The 20,184-nt window shown below is 32.7% G+C and carries 13 protein-coding genes; 8 read left to right on the forward strand and 5 right to left on the reverse strand.

Translation table 11 applies throughout. The annotated features are described in order from the left end of the window. Nucleotides 1–112 precede the first annotated feature (112 nt). The 3 genes from RRF68_RS09065 to RRF68_RS09075 form a co-directional block, all read right to left on the reverse strand. Nucleotides 113–3,496, reverse strand: a complete 3,384-nt coding sequence (locus RRF68_RS09065) for a GEVED domain-containing protein (RefSeq protein ID WP_315944143.1) — start codon at nucleotides 3,494–3,496, stop codon at nucleotides 113–115. A 219-nt stretch (nucleotides 3,497–3,715) separates the two neighbouring features. Continuing rightward, the gene (locus RRF68_RS09070) at nucleotides 3,716–7,969 is read right to left on the reverse strand and encodes a GEVED domain-containing protein (protein WP_315944144.1); all 4,254 of its coding nucleotides are present in this window, start codon (nucleotides 7,967–7,969) and stop codon (nucleotides 3,716–3,718) included. An 80-nt stretch (nucleotides 7,970–8,049) separates the two neighbouring features. Beyond that, nucleotides 8,050–10,476, reverse strand: a complete 2,427-nt coding sequence (locus RRF68_RS09075; protein ID WP_315944145.1) for a GEVED domain-containing protein — start codon at nucleotides 10,474–10,476, stop codon at nucleotides 8,050–8,052. A gap of 294 nt (nucleotides 10,477–10,770) precedes the next feature. Here RRF68_RS09075 and RRF68_RS09080 point away from each other — a divergent pair, with 294 nt between their 5' ends. The 7 genes from RRF68_RS09080 to RRF68_RS09110 all read left to right on the forward strand — a co-directional run bounded on the left by RRF68_RS09080 (nucleotide 10,771) and on the right by RRF68_RS09110 (nucleotide 17,505). Then, complete coding sequence (locus RRF68_RS09080; RefSeq protein ID WP_315944146.1) at nucleotides 10,771–12,432, forward strand: ABC transporter ATP-binding protein; 1,662 nt, start codon at nucleotides 10,771–10,773, stop codon at nucleotides 12,430–12,432. Nucleotides 12,433–12,488: 56 nt separating this feature from the next. Further along, complete coding sequence (locus RRF68_RS09085) at nucleotides 12,489–13,505, forward strand: sugar phosphate nucleotidyltransferase (RefSeq protein WP_315944147.1); 1,017 nt, start codon at nucleotides 12,489–12,491, stop codon at nucleotides 13,503–13,505. 49 nt (nucleotides 13,506–13,554) lie between these two features. Next, the gene (locus tag RRF68_RS09090) at nucleotides 13,555–14,454 is read left to right on the forward strand and encodes a hypothetical protein (RefSeq protein WP_315944148.1); all 900 of its coding nucleotides are present in this window, start codon (nucleotides 13,555–13,557) and stop codon (nucleotides 14,452–14,454) included. A gap of 23 nt (nucleotides 14,455–14,477) precedes the next feature. After that, nucleotides 14,478–15,248, forward strand: coding sequence for a DUF4292 domain-containing protein (locus RRF68_RS09095; RefSeq protein WP_315944149.1), 771 nt, complete (start codon nucleotides 14,478–14,480; stop codon nucleotides 15,246–15,248). Next, entirely contained in the window at nucleotides 15,248–15,916 is a 669-nt protein-coding gene (locus tag RRF68_RS09100) for a hypothetical protein (RefSeq protein ID WP_315944150.1), read from the forward strand. The genes RRF68_RS09095 and RRF68_RS09100 overlap by 1 nt, the downstream gene beginning before the upstream one ends. A gap of 128 nt (nucleotides 15,917–16,044) precedes the next feature. Then, nucleotides 16,045–16,461 (forward strand): murein hydrolase activator EnvC family protein, encoded by a 417-nt coding sequence (locus RRF68_RS09105; protein ID WP_315944151.1) that lies wholly within the window; start codon nucleotides 16,045–16,047, stop codon nucleotides 16,459–16,461. Nucleotides 16,462–16,470: 9 nt separating this feature from the next. Beyond that, nucleotides 16,471–17,505, forward strand: a complete 1,035-nt coding sequence (locus tag RRF68_RS09110; protein WP_218771816.1) for an AI-2E family transporter — start codon at nucleotides 16,471–16,473, stop codon at nucleotides 17,503–17,505. Between the two features lie 7 nt (nucleotides 17,506–17,512). Here the strand turns inward: RRF68_RS09110 and RRF68_RS09115 are convergent, their stop codons facing one another. Both RRF68_RS09115 and RRF68_RS09120 read right to left on the reverse strand, forming a co-directional pair. Then, a complete protein-coding gene (locus RRF68_RS09115; protein ID WP_218771817.1) occupies nucleotides 17,513–18,025 on the reverse strand; it encodes an acyl-CoA thioesterase in 513 nt (170 codons plus the stop codon). A gap of 59 nt (nucleotides 18,026–18,084) precedes the next feature. After that, on the reverse strand, nucleotides 18,085–18,981 hold the full coding sequence (locus tag RRF68_RS09120; protein ID WP_315944152.1) for an SPOR domain-containing protein: 897 nt from the start codon (nucleotides 18,979–18,981) through the stop codon (nucleotides 18,085–18,087). A gap of 95 nt (nucleotides 18,982–19,076) precedes the next feature. Between RRF68_RS09120 and dprA the strand changes: the two genes are divergently transcribed. Continuing rightward, entirely contained in the window at nucleotides 19,077–20,180 is a 1,104-nt protein-coding gene (gene dprA, locus RRF68_RS09125) for a DNA-processing protein DprA (RefSeq protein ID WP_315944153.1), read from the forward strand. The last annotated feature ends 4 nt before the right edge of the window (nucleotides 20,181–20,184 follow it).

A 20,184-nucleotide genomic window follows, 5' to 3' on the forward strand; every position in this document is an offset into this window, starting at 1 on the left:
TTATGCAAAGAAACAAAAAACCCGAGCAAATGCTCGGGTTTTATTTATTTAATCGCAAGGCGATAGCTAAGGTTTATATTCCTTAAAAATTTCCTCGAAATAAAAGTGTTTATTATTTCTTCATTAATTTAGTTGTTAATGATTTCTGACCATCATTTACTTCTAAAATATACATTCCTGTATTTAAAGTAGATACGTTTATATTAGAAGAATCTAAACGACCTTTCTGTACAACTCTACCAATTACATTTACAATTTTGTATGTCATATTATCAGCTTTAGAAGCTAATTTAACTTGTACAAAATTTGTAGCTGGATTAGGATATGCCATTAAACTTAAGCTTGCCTCGTTTCCTAAAGCATCTCCTTTTACATCTGTAAAGGTGGTGTTAAAGTTAGATGCTGATGCCGTAATATTTACAGTATAGTCTTCTACTTCACCGTCTGCGAATGTTTCACAAGCCGTTTGTGCTGCATTGTATTTCATTGAAACACGCATTCTTGTTTGACCTAATGTTGCATTAGATGGTACAGCAACTGTTGCTGTTAAGTTATTTGCGCTTGATGATGATCCTGAAACCACTTTCTCGCTATCTGCAAATGTTCCGTCTTGGTTAAAGTCAATCCATACTGCCCAGTGCTCTGTATATGCTGTTCCTGAAAAACCTGCACTTACAATCATTGAGTTTGAACTTCCTTGACCTAATGTTGCTACTTTAGAGGTAAAATCTCCGTAACCACCATTTCCTGCAGTTGCGTTAGTCATTCCTCCTAATTCTACATTATCAATCCACTCATAAGAAGATCTGTTTCCTTTTGATGCACAATAAGAAACTTGGTTTGATAAAGTTGTTACGCTTACAACATTACTTGATGCTGATACATTATCTGCAGCATCTTTTGCTCTTACAGAGAAAGTATATGCTGTTGCAGCTGTTAAGCCTGTAATATTTGTAGATGTTCCTGCTGTAGAAGTTAATAAAGTTGCTCCTTGGTAAACATCATAACCTGTTACCGCTACATTATCTGTAGATGCCGACCAGTTTAATGTTAAAGTAGTTTGTGTTACACTTGATGCTGCTAAACTAGCTGGTGCACTTGGTGCAGTAGTATCTGCTTGTGCCCCTCCAATTACAACCGTGTAATCTTCTACTTCTCCATATTCAAAAGAAGCTTCACATGCTGTTGGTATTGCGTTATACTTTAATACCACACGCATTCTTGTTTCTCCTGTTGTTGCTGATGTTGGTACGGTAAAAGATCCAACTACTGGTGTAGTTTTTGAAGGTGCTTTTGTATACACTGTTTCTCCTGCATCAGAAAAATCGCCATCTTGGTTATAATCTATAAACACTCCATATCCTTCATTGTATGTAGTTCCTGTCCACCTTGGAGTAATAGTAATCGTATTAGACGATCCTTTTGCTAAAGTAGTTGAGATTGATGTGAAGTCTGAATATCCGTTTCCTCCTGTTGAAGTATTACTTATTGTTCCTAAAGCAACTTTCTGAATATATTCATCATTTACACTTGCTCCTTTCGATGTACAATAAGAAATTGTAATTGCTGGAGTTGTAAAGTTTACAGACGCACTGTAAGCTGAATTCCCTGAAGAACACTTACTGCGTACTTGTACTTGGTATTGTGTAGAAGCTGCTAAACCACTTAATGCTTTTGTAGCTGTAGAAACTGCACTTGTTGACCAAGTAGAAGATGTTGTTGCTTTATATCTTACATCATATGTTGCACCTGTTACAGCTGCCCAGTTTACTGTTGCATCTGCTGAAGAAACTCCGCTTATAGAAACTCCTGTTGGTACAGTTGCATTACATACAACTGGTGTACCAGTAATACCTGTTACTATTAATGTATAATCTTGGCTACCTCCGGTTAAAGAACCTTTATTTGTAACAGTAATTGTATATGTTCCTGAAGCTCCAGAAACATCTACTCTTTCAAAAGGATCAACATTGTTGTCTCTTTTTGCACTGCTTGTTGCTCCTGTTAATTCATATGGTAAATATGATGTTCCTCCTTTAGTAACTCTTAAATCTAAATCGTTTACTAATACAGGTGTAGTTGAATTTACACTTGAAGTTGCAACCCCTGGTCTATCCGTCCAAGAAATAGATGCTAATAATGGATTAACTCCATCAGCATTTACAGTAATTGTATATGTTTGGCCTGATGTTAATGTTAATTCTTCAATCTTAGATGTATTCCCTTTATTTGAAATTGCCTCTGCTGCTTTTTTAGTATGTAATAATCCCCATCCAAAAACTGCATCTGGTCCAGAAACTCCTGCATCATCTGCAGTATGTAGCGCTAAACCTTTTAAGGTAGCTGCTCTCATAAAAGTTCCATTATTTAAGTTTTTGTGGTGCTGTTGTAATAATAACAATGAACCTGTTACGTTAGGCGAAGCCATAGACGTACCTGTAATAGAATTATAAGCGGTGTTACTACTCTCATAAGTTGAGTAAACATTTGTTCCGTTTCCAGTAATATCTGGCTTAATTCTAAAATCATCAGTTGGTCCTTCACTACTAGAGCTATTGATAGAAACAGAAACTAAATTTCCGTTTGAATCAATATTTGCATCTTGTGCATTTGCTACAACTAAGTTATTTTTAGATGTTGAGTGCCCGGTTAATTTATCGAAACCAGAACCTCCTGTTGGATTCGTGTTTGCTGTATTGTCGTTACCGTCGTTACCCGCAGCTACAACCATTAAGTAGTTAGGTGCGTTAAACATAATTTCATCCCATCCTCTAGATTCGTCAATATATCCTCCAAAGTAATTTTGTGGTAATTGAACTTGTCCTTGTTGGTTTCTAGTTGCGTAACCGTATGAGTGATTAGAAATTAACATTCCGTTAGATGCTGCAGAAATTGCTTCTGACTTATCATTGTTCCAGTCACTTCCTCTTACTTTTGAATGTGGTGCCATTCCTTTAGCTTCTGCTCTTACACCAGATGCCATAATAGTTCCTGTTACGTGAGCAGCGTGAAAGTTTAATGTAGAACTACCATCAAAAATAGAAAAACGATTTGTCCCTCCTGCACCATCATACTCTTGGTGAGATGCTCTTGCAAGACCTCCATCCCATACATAAGCAGTCATTCCCTGCCCCATTAAGTTAAGTCCTAGGGATCCTCCAGCATTTAAATGGTTTGCTCTTGTAGATTTTGCTGCAGCTGCATTAGAAGTGGTGTAATATATTGGTTTACCATTTACAACTCTTTGTAATTCAACTAAACTACCATCTTTAGTAGTAAATTTAGTTTTCCAACCTTTTTGTTTTGCAATTTGTTTTGCTTGTTCTTTTTCTGTTTTTGCAATCTTTTGAAAGTTTCCTTTCATTGTTTGAAGTTTTGTCAAATTGTATTTACTACGAATTTGTTCTACTTCACTTTTGTCTTGAGCTTGTGCCTGAAAATTTAATCCAAAGACAACACCAGCCAATACAAGGCCTTTAAGGTACTTGTGATTCATTTTTGAAGGGTTTAAGTTAGTTATTCGTAAATGACTTTATTATTAAAAAATTCTTAATATTTAATCATTAACACCTCAAATATAGTAAAAAAATGAAATATTCGTAATTAAATGATAAAAAAATAAAGATATTAACAAACAAAGGGAATGAAAAAACCATTAAACCCAGTATATTACTGGCTTTAATGGTTTTAAAAAAATAATTAGTGTTTTATACTTCTATTTTTTCATTAATTTAGTTGTTAATGATTTCTGACCATCATTTACTTCTAAAATATACATTCCTGTATTTAAAGTAGATACGTTTATATTAGAAGAATCTAAACGACCTCTTTGTACAACTCTACCAATTACATTTACAATCTTGTAAGTAATGTTATCACTCTTAGATGCTAACTTAACTTGAATATTGTTTATTGCTGGATTAGGATACGCCATTAAGTTTAATGATTTTTCATTTCCTAATGCTTCACCACTTATACCTGAATCAATTGCTCCTGAGTTAGGAGTTGAACCCACAATATTTACAGTATAGTCTTCTACTTCACCGTCTGCGAATGTTTCACAAGCCGTTTGTGCTGCATTGTATTTCATTGAAACACGCATTCTTGTTTGACCTAATGTTGCATTAGATGGTACAGCAACTGTTGCTGTTAAGTTATTTGCGCTTGATGATGATCCTGAAACCACTTTCTCGCTATCTGCAAATGTTCCGTCTTGGTTAAAGTCAATCCATACTGCCCAGTGCTCTGTATATGCTGTTCCTGAAAAACCTGCACTTACAATCATTGAGTTTGAACTTCCTTGACCTAATGTTGCTACTTTAGAGGTAAAATCTCCGTAACCACCATTTCCTGCAGTTGCGTTAGTCATTCCTCCTAATTCTACATTATCAATCCACTCATAAGAAGATCTGTTTCCTTTTGATGCACAATAAGAAACTTGGTTTGATAAAGTTGTTACGCTTACAACATTACTTGATGCTGATACATTATCTGCAGCATCTTTTGCTCTTACAGAGAAAGTATATGCTGTTGCAGCTGTTAAGCCTGTAATATTTGTAGATGTTCCTGCTGTAGAAGTTAATAAAGTTGCTCCTTGGTAAACATCATAACCTGTTACCGCTACATTATCTGTAGATGCCGACCAGTTTAATGTTAAAGTAGTTTGTGTTACACTTGATGCTGCTAAACTAGCTGGTGCACTTGGTGCAGTAGTATCTGCTTGTGCCCCTCCAATTACAACCGTGTAATCTTCTACTTCTCCATATTCAAAAGAAGCTTCACATGCTGTTGGTATTGCGTTATACTTTAATACCACACGCATTCTTGTTTCTCCTGTTGTTGCTGATGTTGGTACGGTAAAAGATCCAACTACTGGTGTAGTTTTTGAAGGTGCTTTTGTATACACTGTTTCTCCTGCATCAGAAAAATCGCCATCTTGGTTATAATCTATAAACACTCCATATCCTTCATTGTATGTAGTTCCTGTCCACCTTGGAGTAATAGTAATCGTATTAGACGATCCTTTTGCTAAAGTAGTTGAGATTGATGTGAAGTCTGAATATCCGTTTCCTCCTGTTGAAGTATTACTTATTGTTCCTAAAGCAACTTTCTGAATATATTCATCATTTACACTTGCTCCTTTCGATGTACAATAAGAAATTGTAACTTCTGGAGTTGTAATGTTTAAGACTGGACTTGCAGCTGATTCATTTCCTGCCGCATCTATAGCTTTAACAGTAAAAGAATATGCAGTTGTTGCATTTAACCCTGTAACATTATATGTATTACTGGTTGCTGTTCCTATTTTGGTAGTCCCTCTATAAACATCATATCCTACAACACCAACATTATCTGTTGAAACTGTCCAGTTTAAAGTTAAACTAGCATCAGTTACGTTTGATGCTGCTAAGTTCGATGGTATTGTTGGAGCTTCAGTATCAGCAACTGCATTTGCAGTAAATGAACCTGTAAAAACTCCTCTACCATAAGTTGAAGCTATAATTTTGTTCTCTGTATTATCTCCACTAACATTATAGTAATCGAATGAAGTAACACTTACATCACTCATACCATTATATGCCTGAGACCAAACAGGATTCGCATCGTTAAAATTAGATGTAGACCATACCCCCAATTGTGTTGCTAAAATAGCTTCGTTTCTGTCTAATGGATTTTGTAAAATGTCTCTAACTGGTATATTTGGCAAATTCCCTTCTTTACTTATCCAGTCATTACCTCCGTTTGAGGTTGCCCAAACACTTGTTACACCGTAATTATGAATTGTAACGAAAATATCGTTTTCTGTTGCTCCTAATCTAACTGATGAAATAGCACCGACAAAAGGTGTATTTATAGCCGCCCAAGTTGCACTTGAATTATTAACATTAGATAATTTTACTAATTTACCATTTGCTAAACCTACAAACCATCTGTTATTCGTAAAAGATGACGGTAAAAATGCTGTTGGTTTTGCATCTAATAAAGCATTTGTTAAAGTACCATTATTATTTGCCGCTACATTAATACTCATAATAGCATTTGCAGAAGCTGTAGATTTATTTGATAATAATCTATTAGCATTACTATCATACCCCATTTGATTTACAAAATCTCCTGTTGCTTGATCACTTGCTAACGTTCCTGAAGAACCTCCTTGTCTTCTTCCTAAACCATTCCATGGTAAATTAAACTTATATATCACATTATTAACATAAGTTGCGATCATATACTGACCATCTTTATCAACAAATGTGTAAAAACCATCACCATCACTTAACTCTGTAGAGCTATTTACTCCTGGAGATGCATTTTTAAATGCTTGTGTACCGTTATCTTGTGCTCCTGCTGTTAATATTAAGTTAGAACTTCCAGGTCCATCAGGTCCAATTCCTGCTTTCACAAACTGAGTTACATTGTAACCTTTATTACGTGCACCAATTGTTCCTCCTGCATTTCCTGAATAATAAACTCCTCCATCGTTACCAAATAACATTCTAGATGAAGAATTGTTTCCAAAAGCAATTGAATGTTGATCCGCATGTACATTGTTTGGTTGACCAAAGCCACCATACCAGTGAGATAATTGAGACCAAGAATTACCTCCATTACTTGTCTTAAACAAATCAATTCCACCAACATAAACAATGTTATCATTATTAGGGTCTGCTTCAATTACTAAATCATAAAAAGCTTGTCCTCTTGTAAAATCATTAGCAGCAATACCAGTATCGGCATCGTTTGGTAAAGATGTTGCTACAACAGAATTAAACCCGTTTGTTGTTTTATATATAAGAACTGGTGCTGCTGCCGTTGAACCTTGTGCTAAGACATAAATTTTGTTCCCGTTTGTTGCAGATGGCTCTATTTCAACTCTGTTTGCATTTGCTAAAGGAGAAGCTGCAGTTTCTGTCCAAGTAGCACCATTAGTAGAACCATAAACTTTACCACCACCTTCACCTAAGGCAGAATTTATAGTACCCATCCATAATCTATTATCTGCTCCTACTTCTAAATCATTTGGTATATGATAATATGAAACACCGTCTCTTTCTGAACGCATGTTGGCAGATTCAATTCTATTCCATGTTCCTCCATTATCAGTAGAACGATATAAACCTGCTGATTGCAGTCCTAACCAATTTGATGGACTAGCAGCTGCTCCGTAACGAAAAGCACCTACTGCTACAAATAATTCTGTAGAACTTCCATTATCCCAAGCTAAAACATCATTTACATAATGAATTCCTGATACAAATAAATTTGAAGCATTAAAATTAATATCTCCTCCTCCTGCTGCAGGAATATTTAATGCTGTCCATGTAGTACCTCCGTTAATAGTTCTATATACACCATTACCAACAACATCACCTCCTGTATATTGTTCTCCTGTACCTACATACCAAATATTAGAGTTTCTAGGGTCTACTGTTATAGAAGTTACTGATAAATTACCTGGCACATTTTCTACTCTTTGCCATTGTGAATTTGCGCTACTAATATTATTATTAACCCATAACCCTCCACTTACACCACCGGCATATACTTTGTTGTTTGAAGTATCATTAGGATCAAACATAATAACTCTAGTTCTACCTCCTACATTATTTGGGCCTCTTTCTACCCATGAGTTTCCGCTATCTCCTGGAGATCTTTGAGCCTGTCTTTTTTGTACTAATTCGTTTCTTAATTTATTTAATCCATCTTGTTCTAATTTACCTGTTGATGGATTTATCGTTAATTCCCACATTTGCTCGAAATACCTATTTGGAGGTAAACCAAAATGTTTTCTCTTTTTTTTATCCCATTTTAAAGTTTCCTGATAAGGACTATTCTTTAAAAATTCTGAATACGTTTTTCTCTCTTTTTCAAGAGATAAAGCATTGTTTTCTGTAGAAAATTGCTTGTAACCTATTGTCGCAACAAGGGCTACAGACAAACTTCCAACTAATAATTTTAGCTTTTTGTTCATTCTGAAAGGTTTTATTTGAATTAAAATAGAAAAAACCTGAGCAGGATTTGCTCAGGTTTTTATTATGTAAATTTTTAAAATTATTTTTTCATTAATTTAGTTGTTAATGATTTCTGACCATCATTTACTTCTAAAATATACATTCCTGTGTTTAAGTTAGATACGTTTATGTTAGAAGAATCTAAACGACCTTTTTGCACAACTCTACCAATTACATTTACAATTTTATAAGTAATGTTATCAGCTTTAGATGCTAACTTAACTTGTACACTATTTACTGCAGGATTAGGGTATACCATTAGGTTGATGTTATCATCGTTTCCTAATCTTTCACCACTTACTGGGTTTTCTTCTCTAGCACTAGATACAATATTTACAGTATAGTCTTCTACTTCACCGTCTGCAAAAGTTTCACAAGCCGTTTGTGCTGCATTATACTTCATTGAAACACGCATTCTTGTTTGACCTAAGGTTGCATTAGATGGTACAGCAACTGTTGCTGTTAAGTTATTTGCGCTTGATGATGATCCTGAAACCACTTTCTCGCTATCTGCAAATGTTCCGTCTTGGTTAAAGTCAATCCATACTGCCCAGTGCTCTGTATATGCTGTTCCTGAAAAACCTGCACTTACAATCATTGAGTTTGAACTTCCTTGACCTAATGTTGCTACTTTAGAGGTAAAATCTCCGTAACCTCCATTTCCTGCAGTTGCGTTAGTCATTCCTCCTAATTCTACATTATCAATCCACTCATAAGTAGATCTGTTTCCTTTTGATGCACAATAAGAAACTTGATTTGATAAAGTTGTTACATTTACAACATTACTAGACGATGATACATTTCCTGCAGCATCTTTTGCTCTTACAGAAAAAGTATATGCTGTTGCTGCTGTTAAGCCCGTAATATTTGTAGATGTTCCTGTAGAAGAACCTAATTTAGCTGCTCCTTGGTATACATCATAACCTGTTAGCGCTACGTTATCTGTAGATGCTGACCAGTTTAATGTTAAACTTGTTTGAGCTATACTTGATGCTGACAAACTCGCCGGTGCACTTGGTGCAGTAGTATCTGCTTGTGCCCCTCCAATTACAACCGTGTAATCTTCTACTTCTCCATATTCAAAAGAAGCCTCACATGCTGTTGGTGTTGCATTGTACTTTAATACTACACGCATTCTTGTTTCTCCTGTTGTTGCTGATGTTGGTACGGTAAAAGATCCAACTACTGGTGTAGTTTTTGAAGGGGCTTTTGTATACACTGTTTCTCCTGCATCAGAAAAATCGCCATCTTGGTTATAATCTATAAACACTCCATATCCTTCATCGTATGTAGTTCCTGTCCACCTTGGAGTAATAGTAATCGTATTAGACGATCCTTTTGCTAAAGTAGTTGAGATTGATGTGAAGTCTGAATATCCGTTTCCTCCTGTTGAAGTATTACTTATTGTTCCTAAAGCAACTTTCTGAATATATTCATCATTTACACTTGCTCCTTTCGATGTACAATAGTTTGTTCCTGTTGGTGGCGTTGTTCCTCCTCCAAATTTATCTGATAAAGCTAAAGCTCTTCTAGAACCACCTGCCAATAATACTGCACGCATTCTATTTTTTTGTCCTGTTGTAAATAAATTCATACATGAATCATCTGAGTAATCCATATAGTTCTCTACCATATCCAAAGAACCACAAGAAGAATGTGTTGATGCACAACCGTAGTTTGCTGCGTCCGATTCTGGTGTATCAGATACGAAATCATCAACTCCACAACCACCGTCACCCCAAATGTGACGTAAGTTTAAATAGTGACCTACCTCATGAGTAGTTGTTCTACCACCATCAAACGGAGCTTGAGCTGTACCTGTTGTACCAAAATATTGATCTGCCATTACAACTCCGTCTGTAGAAGCAGCTCCTCCAGGAAATTGTGCATATCCTAAAATAGTACCTCCTGTTGGTCTTGTAATGTTATCAACAATCCACATATTTAAATACTCTGCAGTATTCCATGGGTTAACACCTCCTTGAGATGCTCTTTTCATTTTATTTTCTCCTGTAAGCCAAGTAGAAGTTCCAACCTGCGTTCTGGTAATACCAGATGTTGCATTTCCATTTGGATCAACAGTTGCTAATTTGAATTCAATTTGTGAATCGGCAGCTTGAGACCATTTGTTATTTCTATCAGAATTAGTTCTTCTGAAATCTTTATTTAATACATCTAATTGAGATTGAATTTGAGCTGTACTAATATTGTTAGATGAGTTTGTGTATAAAATATGAACAACTACAGGAAGGGTTATAATGTTACCTGACACTTTGCTGTGACGGCTTTCCATTTCTTTTACTCTTTTTTGAGTAAATTCTTCTATCTGTGCCATTCTTTTTTCAAGACCTGGATCTTGAGCCATCCTTTCCTCTAAGTCTTCCATCGCATGACAGGTTCTTTTTTCCTGTGCAAAAGATGCTGTTACAAAAAATACGCACATAAGTGCCAAAGTAATTTTTTTCATATTGAAGGGTTATTAAGTTAGTTAAAATAGATTTAAATAGAAATGATACATTCACAATAAAAATCCATTTTTTTAAATAAATGAAAGGCAAATATATAAAAAAACACAAATAATCCTACTTTTATAGTGGTTTTTGTATATATTATATAAATTAAACAAATATAAAAATCACATAAACCCAGTGATGCTGTAGGTTTTTAATGTTTTATATATTTAATATTCAAAAACACTTAATAGCTCATAATTATTATATTTAGCAAAAATTAATTGTATTTTTATTAAAAATTTACAAAAATGCTTCAAGTTAAAAATTTAGAAATAAGTTTTAAAAACGCACCTCCTGTTATTCAAAATATTACTTTTAGTTTACAACAAACTGAAATACTAAGTATTGTAGGAGAAAGTGGAAGTGGGAAATCGGTAACTTCGTTAGCTATTTTAGGTTTATTACCTAATTTTGCTGCTATTAAAGGTGAGGTGTTATTTAATGATCAAAATTTATTGACTTACACCAATAAAGAATTTCAAAAAATTAGAGGTAGTAAAATAGGAATGATTTTTCAAGAACCGATGAGTTCTTTAAATCCGACTTTATCTTGTGGTTTTCAAGTTTCTGAAGCTTTACAACAACACACAAGTTTATCAAAAGATGAAATAAAAGAAGAGGTAATTTCTTTATTTAAAAAAGTAAAACTACCAAGGCCTGAAAGTATTTTTAATTCCTATCCACATCAAATTAGTGGTGGTCAAAAACAACGTGTAGTTATTGCAATGGCAATTGCTTGTAAACCAAAAATTTTAATTGCTGACGAACCAACAACTGCTTTAGATGTTACGGTTCAGAAAGAAATAATTTTACTTTTAAAAGAATTGCAAGAAGAATATAAAATGGGAATTATTTTTATTTCTCATGACTTAGCCTTGGTTTCTGAAATTGCAGATAATGTTATTGTTATGCATAAAGGTAAAATTATCGAGCAAGGTAAAGCTGTTGATTTATTTATCCATCCAAAAGAAAATTATACCAAAGCGCTTATAAACTCTAAACCGAATACTAAAAAACGTTTTAAAATATTACCAACTGTTACTGATTTTATTAACGACACTGTAAATACTTCTTTATATAGTAATGAAGAACGTGATGAGTTTCATCAAAAAATATATAACCAACCGCCATTATTAGAAATTAAAAATCTTCATAAAAATTTTATTTCTAATGCTTCTTGGTTTTCCAAACCTACTGTTGTAAAAGCGGTAAATAATGTGTCTTTTAAAATTTATGAAGGTGAAACTTTAGGTTTGGTAGGAGAGAGCGGTTGTGGAAAAACCACATTAAGTAGAACTATTTTACAATTAGAAAATGCTTCTTCAGGAGAAATTATTTATAACGGAGTAGATATTACGAAGCTATCAAAATCAGCATTCAAAAAATTACGTAAAGAAATTCAAATTATATTTCAGGATCCTTTTTCATCTTTAAACCCGAGAATTACTGTTGGTAATGCGATTCTCGAACCCATGAAAGTTCACAATATTTTAAGCTCATCAAAAGAAAGAAAAGAATATGTGTATAATTTATTGGAGAAAGTTGGCCTAAAAAAGGCTCATTTTTACAGGTATCCACATGAGTTTTCTGGCGGACAACGCCAACGAATTGGTATTGCGCGTACTATTGCTTTACAACCAAAATTAATTATTTGCGATGAATCTGTTTCGGCTTTAGATGTATCGGTACAAGCGCAAGTTTTAAACTTACTAAATCAATTAAAAGCTGAATTTAATTTTACTTATATTTTTATTTCCCACGATTTATCTGTTGTAAAATATATGGCCGATCAATTGGTGGTTATGAATAATGGTAGGATAGAGGAAGTTGCTGATGCTGATGAAATTTACAACAATCCGAAAACCAATTATACCAAAACATTAATAGCAGCTGTACCTATAGGACTCTAACTTTTTTTGATGCTTTATTAATAGTATATTGCAGCGTTAAAAACGAAAAGAAAAATATGAAAATTATAGTTCCAATGGCAGGGATTGGGTCTCGTTTAAGACCTCATACATTAACAACTCCAAAGCCATTAACAGTTATAGCTGGTAAGCCAATTGTACAACGTTTAGTTGAGGATATTACTTCGGTTGTAAACCAACCAATAGAAGAAATAGCATTTATAATTGGTACTGCCGCAAAGGGGTTTCCCGCAGATACTAAAGATAAGTTAATTGCAATTGCAGAGAGTTTAGGTGCCAAAGGTTCTGTATATGTTCAAGAAGAAGCGTTAGGAACTGCTCATGCAATTTATTGTGCAAAAGAATCATTAACTGGTTCTTGTGTTGTTGCTTTTGCTGATACTTTATTTAAAGCTGATTTTACATTAGATGCAAATGCTGATGGTGCTATTTGGGTAAAACAAGTAGCTGACCCAAGTGCTTTTGGTGTTGTAAAATTAAAAGACGGAATTATTACTGATTTTGTTGAAAAGCCAAAAGAATTTGTTTCTGATTTAGCAATTATTGGAATTTACTATTTTAAAGATGGTGATAAAGTTCGTGAAGAAATAAAGCATTTAATTGATAATGATATTCGTCCTTCCGGAGAGTTTCAACTAACAGAAGTGTTAGAATCTTTAAAGCAACAAGGTGCTAAATTTATTCCTGGTAAAGTAGATGCTTGGATGGATTGTGGTAAAAAAGATCCAACTGTTGATACTAACAAACAGGTTCTAGGTTTCGAACAAGCTGATGGCAACAATTTAGTTGCTAACGATGTTGTGTTAGAAAATTCAGAAATTATTCAACCTTGTTTTGTGGGTAAGAATGTGGTTTTAAAAAACACTAAAATCGGACCTTTTGTTTCTATCGGTGAAAATAGTGTTGTTGAAAATTCAACAATCGTAAATTCATTAATTCAAACAAATGTTCATATTTCTAATGCAAAATTAGACAATGCAATGATTGGTAATCATGCCAAATATAATGCTAATTATACATCAGTAAGTATAGGTGATTATACAGATCTTACATAATAAAAGAAGCAATCAAGAATCAAGAATTAAGGTGTTTTTATCTTTTTTCTTGATTCTTTATTCTCTCTTTATCTACTCTCAAGACAGCATTCCTGCTGCCGTAGGTGTTATTGAAAAAAATGACATCCAGTTTCAAGATAACTTTTTTAAAGCACTCTCTCAAAAAGCAGTTTATAACTACAAAAAAGCCATTGAGTATTTAGAAAACTGTAATGAACTAGTGCCAAATAATAAAGCCGTATTATTTGAGCTTTCTAAAAACTACCTAAAACTTGGTAGAAGTAATGAGTCTTTAGAATATATACATTTAGCCTTACTTAAAGAGCCTAATAATTTATGGATGCTAGAGCATAAAGTAACTATTTTAAGAAGGGTTGCTAATTTTGATGATGCGATAGTTACGCAAGAAAAAATTGCAGAAAAACATCCGAAAAAAAAACAATTATTAGTTTTTTTACATTTACAGAATAGAGATGTTCCTGCTGCAAAAATAGTTTTATCAGAATTAAAAGAGGATAAGCTATTAAACGCAAGACTTCGAAGAATTGAAGAAAAACTTAACGATACTGAAGTTAAAGAAGTAAAAAAGAAAACCGTAAGTACGGATTTACGTGCAACTTTCGAAAAAGAAAAAACATATCGTAGCTTACAGCTTTTATTAAACGAGCTAACAACAAGCAATCATGTTGATTTATTAAAATACAGTGAGCAAGGTTTAACGTTGTTTCCAGCCCAACCATTTGTTTATTTAATGAACGGTAAAGCGCTTAACAATACTAAAAAATATAAAAAAGCATTACAAAGTTTGCAAAACGGCATTGATTTTGTAATTGATAATAACGAAATTGAGGCAAAATTTTATACAGAAATGGCAAGAGCTTATCAAAAATTAAATAACCCTAAAAAGGCGAATTTATTTAAAAGCAAAGCCAAGCAAATTCTAAAATAATTGTCTTTCCACTTATAAATTATATGAAATACTTTACAGTACTTATTGTCTTATTTTTAGGATTTACGTCGTGTAAATCAACTAGAATAGCTACTAATAATTTGGTTGAAATTAAAGAAATGTCTGCCAGAAAAGTGGCAAAAAAACATATTTCGGCTAATTTTGATAAAAAAACAATTGATGCCCGTTTAAAGGTTAATTATAAAAACGCTAAAGATGATGTAGGTTTTTCTGTACGAATGAAAATCAAAAAAGATGAAGTTATTTGGCTAAAAGGAACCAAGATTATTACTGTTTTTAAAGCTAAGATTACTCCTACAAAGGTGCAATTTTATTCTTCTTTTTATAAAAATTATTTCGATGGAGATTTTTCGATGTTAAAGGATTTATTAGGAACAGATATTAACTTTCAGCAATTACAAAATATGTTGTTGGGTCAGTCTTTATTTAACGTAAAATCTGAACGTCACGAGGTAGAAATTATTGAAAAATCATATCAACTATCACCTAAAAAGCAAGCTATTTTATTTGATTTGTTTTTTAATATAAATCCGCTTCATTATAAACTAAACAAACAATCGGTTGTAAACTCAACAAAAAATCAGCGTTTAGATATATCATATCCTACATATTTGAATAAAAAAGGAGTTTTATTTCCTGAAAAAATTAATATTAATGCAAAACAAAACAATAAGTTTACTGTTATTGATATTACAACACGCTCGGTAGAGTTTGATACAAAATTGAATATTGATTTTAGAATGCCTAACGGTTATAAAGAAATTAAATTATAATGAAAAAAACTGTTCTTTATCTCTCATTTTTATGTCTTTTTTTAATAAGCTTTTCTTCGTTTAGTCAAGAGCGAAAAACGCTGGAAAAAAAACACAAGGCAATTAAAAATGAAATTAAGCAGATTAATAGTTTGTTGTTTAAAGCTAAAAAAGACAGAGGAAATGCTTTAGACGACTTAAAAGATTTGAGTCAAAAAATTGGTGCAAGAGAGCGTTTAATTGAAGTGATTGAATTAGAATCTAAAAAGCTATCTGATGAAATAGCTTTAAATGAAAAACAACTAGCAACCTATAACGATCAGTTAAAAAAATTAAAAGAAGAGTATTCTGATATGGTTGTAAAAACCCACAAAAGTAAATCTCAACAAAGTAAAACAATGTTTTTGTTGTCTTCTGAAAGCTTTTATCAAGCTTATAAGCGATTAAAATACATGCAGCAATACAATGAGTATCGAAAAAAGCAAGGAGAAGATATCGTTGTAAAAACAACAGAAATTAAAGCATTTAATAACTCTTTAATCGAGAAAAGAAAAGCTAAAGAAAAATTAATTTTTGATGAAAAATCTCAAAAAGAAGAAATAGAATCTGATAAAAAAAATCAAGAAAAATTAATTTCTAAAGTTAAAAAGGAAGAAAAAAATACAAACGAGATTTACAACAAAAATTAAAAGAAGAACAACGTATAACAGCTCGTATTGATAAATTAATTAAGGCTGCTATTGCAAAAGCAAATAAAGGTAAAAAAACATCTAAAAAAGGAGGTTCAGGATTTGTTTTAGATGCTGCTGAAAAGAAATTGTTAGCAAATTTCGAACAAAACAAAGGAAGTTTACCTTGGCCTGTAAGCGGAATTATTACCAGAAAATATGGTATACAACCGCATCCAACTTTTTCAGGAATAAAAATAAATAGCCCAGGATTACATATAGTAACGAAAGCAAAAACAGACGCTAAAAGCATATTTAATGGCAAGATATTAGCACTTCAATCTCATTCTGGAGGGAAGAAATCAGTCTTAATTCAACACGGTAGTTATATATCATCTTATAATAACCTCGAAAGTGTTTATGTAAAAAAAGGAGATATTATAAAAACCGGAGATAAAGTAGGTAAAGTTTTTACTGATAAGATTTCTGGTAAAACTACATTACTTTTTATTTTATCAAAAAATATTAATCGTTTAAATCCTGCAAAATGGATACGTACTAACTAATATAAATCAATGAAAAACCCTGCAAATTTCATCATAGTTATTGTTGTAATTATAGCCGCATTGGTTATTGGTAAAGGAATTTTAATTCCATTTGTTTTTGCTTTACTTTTTTGGTTTTTAACACGTGAAATACGTAAAACTATATACAAAATACCACTTGCTAAAAAGTATATACCTATTTGGTTAAGTAATATATTAGTATTTACTTTTATTGTTTTAAGCTTTGGTTTTGTATCGGGAATTATTACAAATAGTATATCTGATTTAACAACATCTTACTCTAAATACGAGCCCAATATTGATGCTATTATTAATAGTTTAGATGCCTATTTTCATATTGATATTATTAAATCGGTAAAATCTGTAATAGGTGATTTTAATTACGGCTCTTTTTTAGGGGATATTGCAAACGGAATTAGTAGTTTATTAGGAGATACTTTTATGATAATAATTTACGCTTTATTTATCTTTTTAGAAGAAAGTAGTTTTAAAAAGAAGCTTGTAAAAGTTTTTAAAGATAAAGACGATAAGTACACTAACATGAAATTTATGCTAGATAAAATTGAGTTTTCTATTTCTAATTACCTTCGCTTAAAAACATATGTAAGCTTACTTACTGGTTTTTTAAGTTATACTGTTTTGCTAATTGTTGGTGTAGATAGTGCGCCGTTTTGGGCATTTTTAATCTTTTTACTAAATTATATACCAACAATAGGCTCGTTGGTAGCTACTATTTTTCCGGCAACTTTTAGTTTAATTCAGTTTGGTGAATTTACACCATTCTTAATTGTATTAATTGCTGTAGGTTCTGTACAAGTAGTGGTTGGTAATATTATAGAACCAAAATTATTTGGAAAATCACTAAACTTAAGTCCGCTAGTAACAATATTATCTTTAGCTGTTTGGGGAAAAATATGGGGCGTTACAGGTATGATTTTAAGTGTACCAATTACCGTAATTATGATTATTATCTTTTCTCAATTCGAAAAAACAAAAGCAGTCGCCATTTTCTTATCCGAAAACGGCGAAATAGATGAGATTTAAGCTGTTTTTATCCTAAAAACAACGCCTTAAGCTCAGTAGCATCTTTAGGGTCTAATTTACCCGCTAAGACCAAACTTAATTGCTTTCTACGTAAAGCGCCATCGTAACGTTTTTGCTCTAATTCAGTTTCTGGATTAATTTGAGCAACCGGTACAGGCTTACCTGTTTCATCTACAGCAACAAACGTGTAAATCCCTTCATTTACCTTGGTTTTTTCACCAGATTGACGATCTTCAATCCAAACATCAACATATATCTCCATTGATGATTTAAAAGCTCTCGAAACCTTTGCTTCAACCGTAACAACACTTCCTACAGGAACCGATTTGGTAAAAGCAACATGATTTACAGAAGCGGTAACCACAATTCTTCTAGAATGACGACGTGCAGCAATACTACAAGCTCTATCCATACGAGCTAATAATTCTCCACCAAAAAGATTGTCTAAATAATTAGTTTCTCCTGGTAAAACAAGGTCGGTAAGTACTGTTAGTGATTGTTGTGGTGTTTTAGCTGTCATCAGTTAAATTTTGATGCAAAGATATAAATAAAGCTAAAAACAAGTTATTTAAAAGCCGATTATTTAATCAATAACCAAGCATCGGCGCTTACAGTTTGCTGAATCAACGCTAACTCTTTACGAGCTTCCTCTTTAGAGTTAAAACTTGTAAATGTAACCTGAGTTAATCCAAATTTATTTAGCCCTATTATTTTAGCATCATAACCAAGTTGTTGTAATTCTGCTAATTTATTTTCGGCATTTTTAACTTCCTGAAAAGCACCAGCAATAATATGAAAATTATTTTCTTTAGATTTTGATACATTTAAATTAATAGCCGGTAATGGGTTGTCGATTACAAAAGTTGCCGACTGTATTTTCTTGGTCGCTAATTTTTGCTGATCTGCTAATAATTCATTTTCAGATTGATACTGAATACCATTCCAACCAGCATAACTAACTCCTAATAAAATTACGGCTGTTGCTGCATATTTTAAAAATACTGGAATTTTATTTTCCTTTTCTTCAACAATAGGCAATGGTTTAACTTCTTGTTTAAACCTTGTTACTGAATTACCTTCAACTTCTGATAACCCAAAAGATGCTACTAAAAAGTTATGTGTAGCATTTGGTTCAAAAACAACCTGTTTTGCTTCGTTTAAAGATAATGTTCCTACAGAAGCAACTGTAATTGTACTAGTTGCTATTTCTTTTTTCCACTCAACAACTGCATTTGCAATGAAAGTTGTCGCTTCTTCAAAAGAAATATTTTTACTAGAAGCAATATGATTTGCCAATAAACCATCATTATGTTGCAAGTACGCATTAAAGGTAATTTGCTTTTTAGGCGGATAAAATGTGTGCGTAGCATCGTTCATTTTAGCACCTATTTTGTTGGTTACAAAACCTCCAAATTCAGGAACAATTACGCAATCGTATCTGTATAATAAATCGTTTATGTAGTTGGCTAATGTCATAATAACAAATATAGTTTTTTTGCTGAGTAGTTTGTAATTTATACATAATTTTTATCAACAGTTTTTTTGTATATTGATAATCAAATTATTGCTTCATGAAATCAACTAAAATCTTAGCTATTCTTAGATTACAAGCCACTAAAAACGTGGGTGATATTTTAGCTAAAAAGTTAATTTCTGCAACTGGTAATGTAGAACAGGTGTTTAAAGAAACCGCAACTTCTTTGCAAAAAATAAACGGAATAGGATCTCATGTTACCAATCAATTATTTGATATTACTAACTTAAAAAGGGCAGAGGAGGAGCTGCAGTATATTCAAAAAAACAACATTAAATATTCTTATTTTTTAGATGATGATTATCCTCAGAACCTAAAACAATGTATCGACGGACCTATTTTATTTTTTCATGATGGGAATATAAATCTTAATAGTAAAAAAATTATTTCGATTGTAGGTACACGAAAAATAACTTCTTATGGTCGTGATTTCTGCAAGCAATTGATAGATGATTTATCAGCATACAATCCGATAATTGTTAGCGGATTTGCATACGGTGTAGATATTTGTGCCCATAAGGCAGCTATTAAAAACAACCTCCAAACTATTGGTGTTCTAGCGCACGGATTTGAACAAATTTATCCGAAAACACATAAAAAATATATGAGCGAGGTTCATAAAAACGGCGGATTTATAACTGAGTTTTGGCATGAAGAACAACCACTACGTGAAAATTTTCTAAAACGAAATCGTATTGTTGCGGGTATTTCTAAAGCTACAATTATATTAGAATCTGCAGAAAAAGGAGGTTCTTTAGTAACTTCAGACATCGCAAATTCTTATAATCGTGATGTTTTTTCATTGCCTGGCAGAACAACCGATTTGTACAGCAAAGGCTGTAACAATCTTATTAAAAATAACCAAGCGCATTTATTAACCTCAGCAAATGATGTTGTAAAAATGTTAAACTGGGATATTCAGCAATCAAAAACAACCAATCCTGTGCAACAGCAATTATTTGTTAATTTAAATGAGCAAGAGCAAAAAGTATATGATTTTTTACAACTAAGAGGAAAACAACTGTTAGATGTAATTGCTTTAGAGTGTGATATTCCTGTTTATAAATTATCTTCTTTGTTACTTGAAATGGAACTTAAAGGTATTATTAAACCTTTGCCCGGTAAATTGTTTGCCATTTAGTACC

Origin of the sequence: Tenacibaculum sp. HL-MS23, from assembly GCF_032463465.1 — a bacterium.
GTDB classification, from domain to species: Bacteria; Bacteroidota; Bacteroidia; order Flavobacteriales; family Flavobacteriaceae; genus Polaribacter; species Polaribacter bernardetii.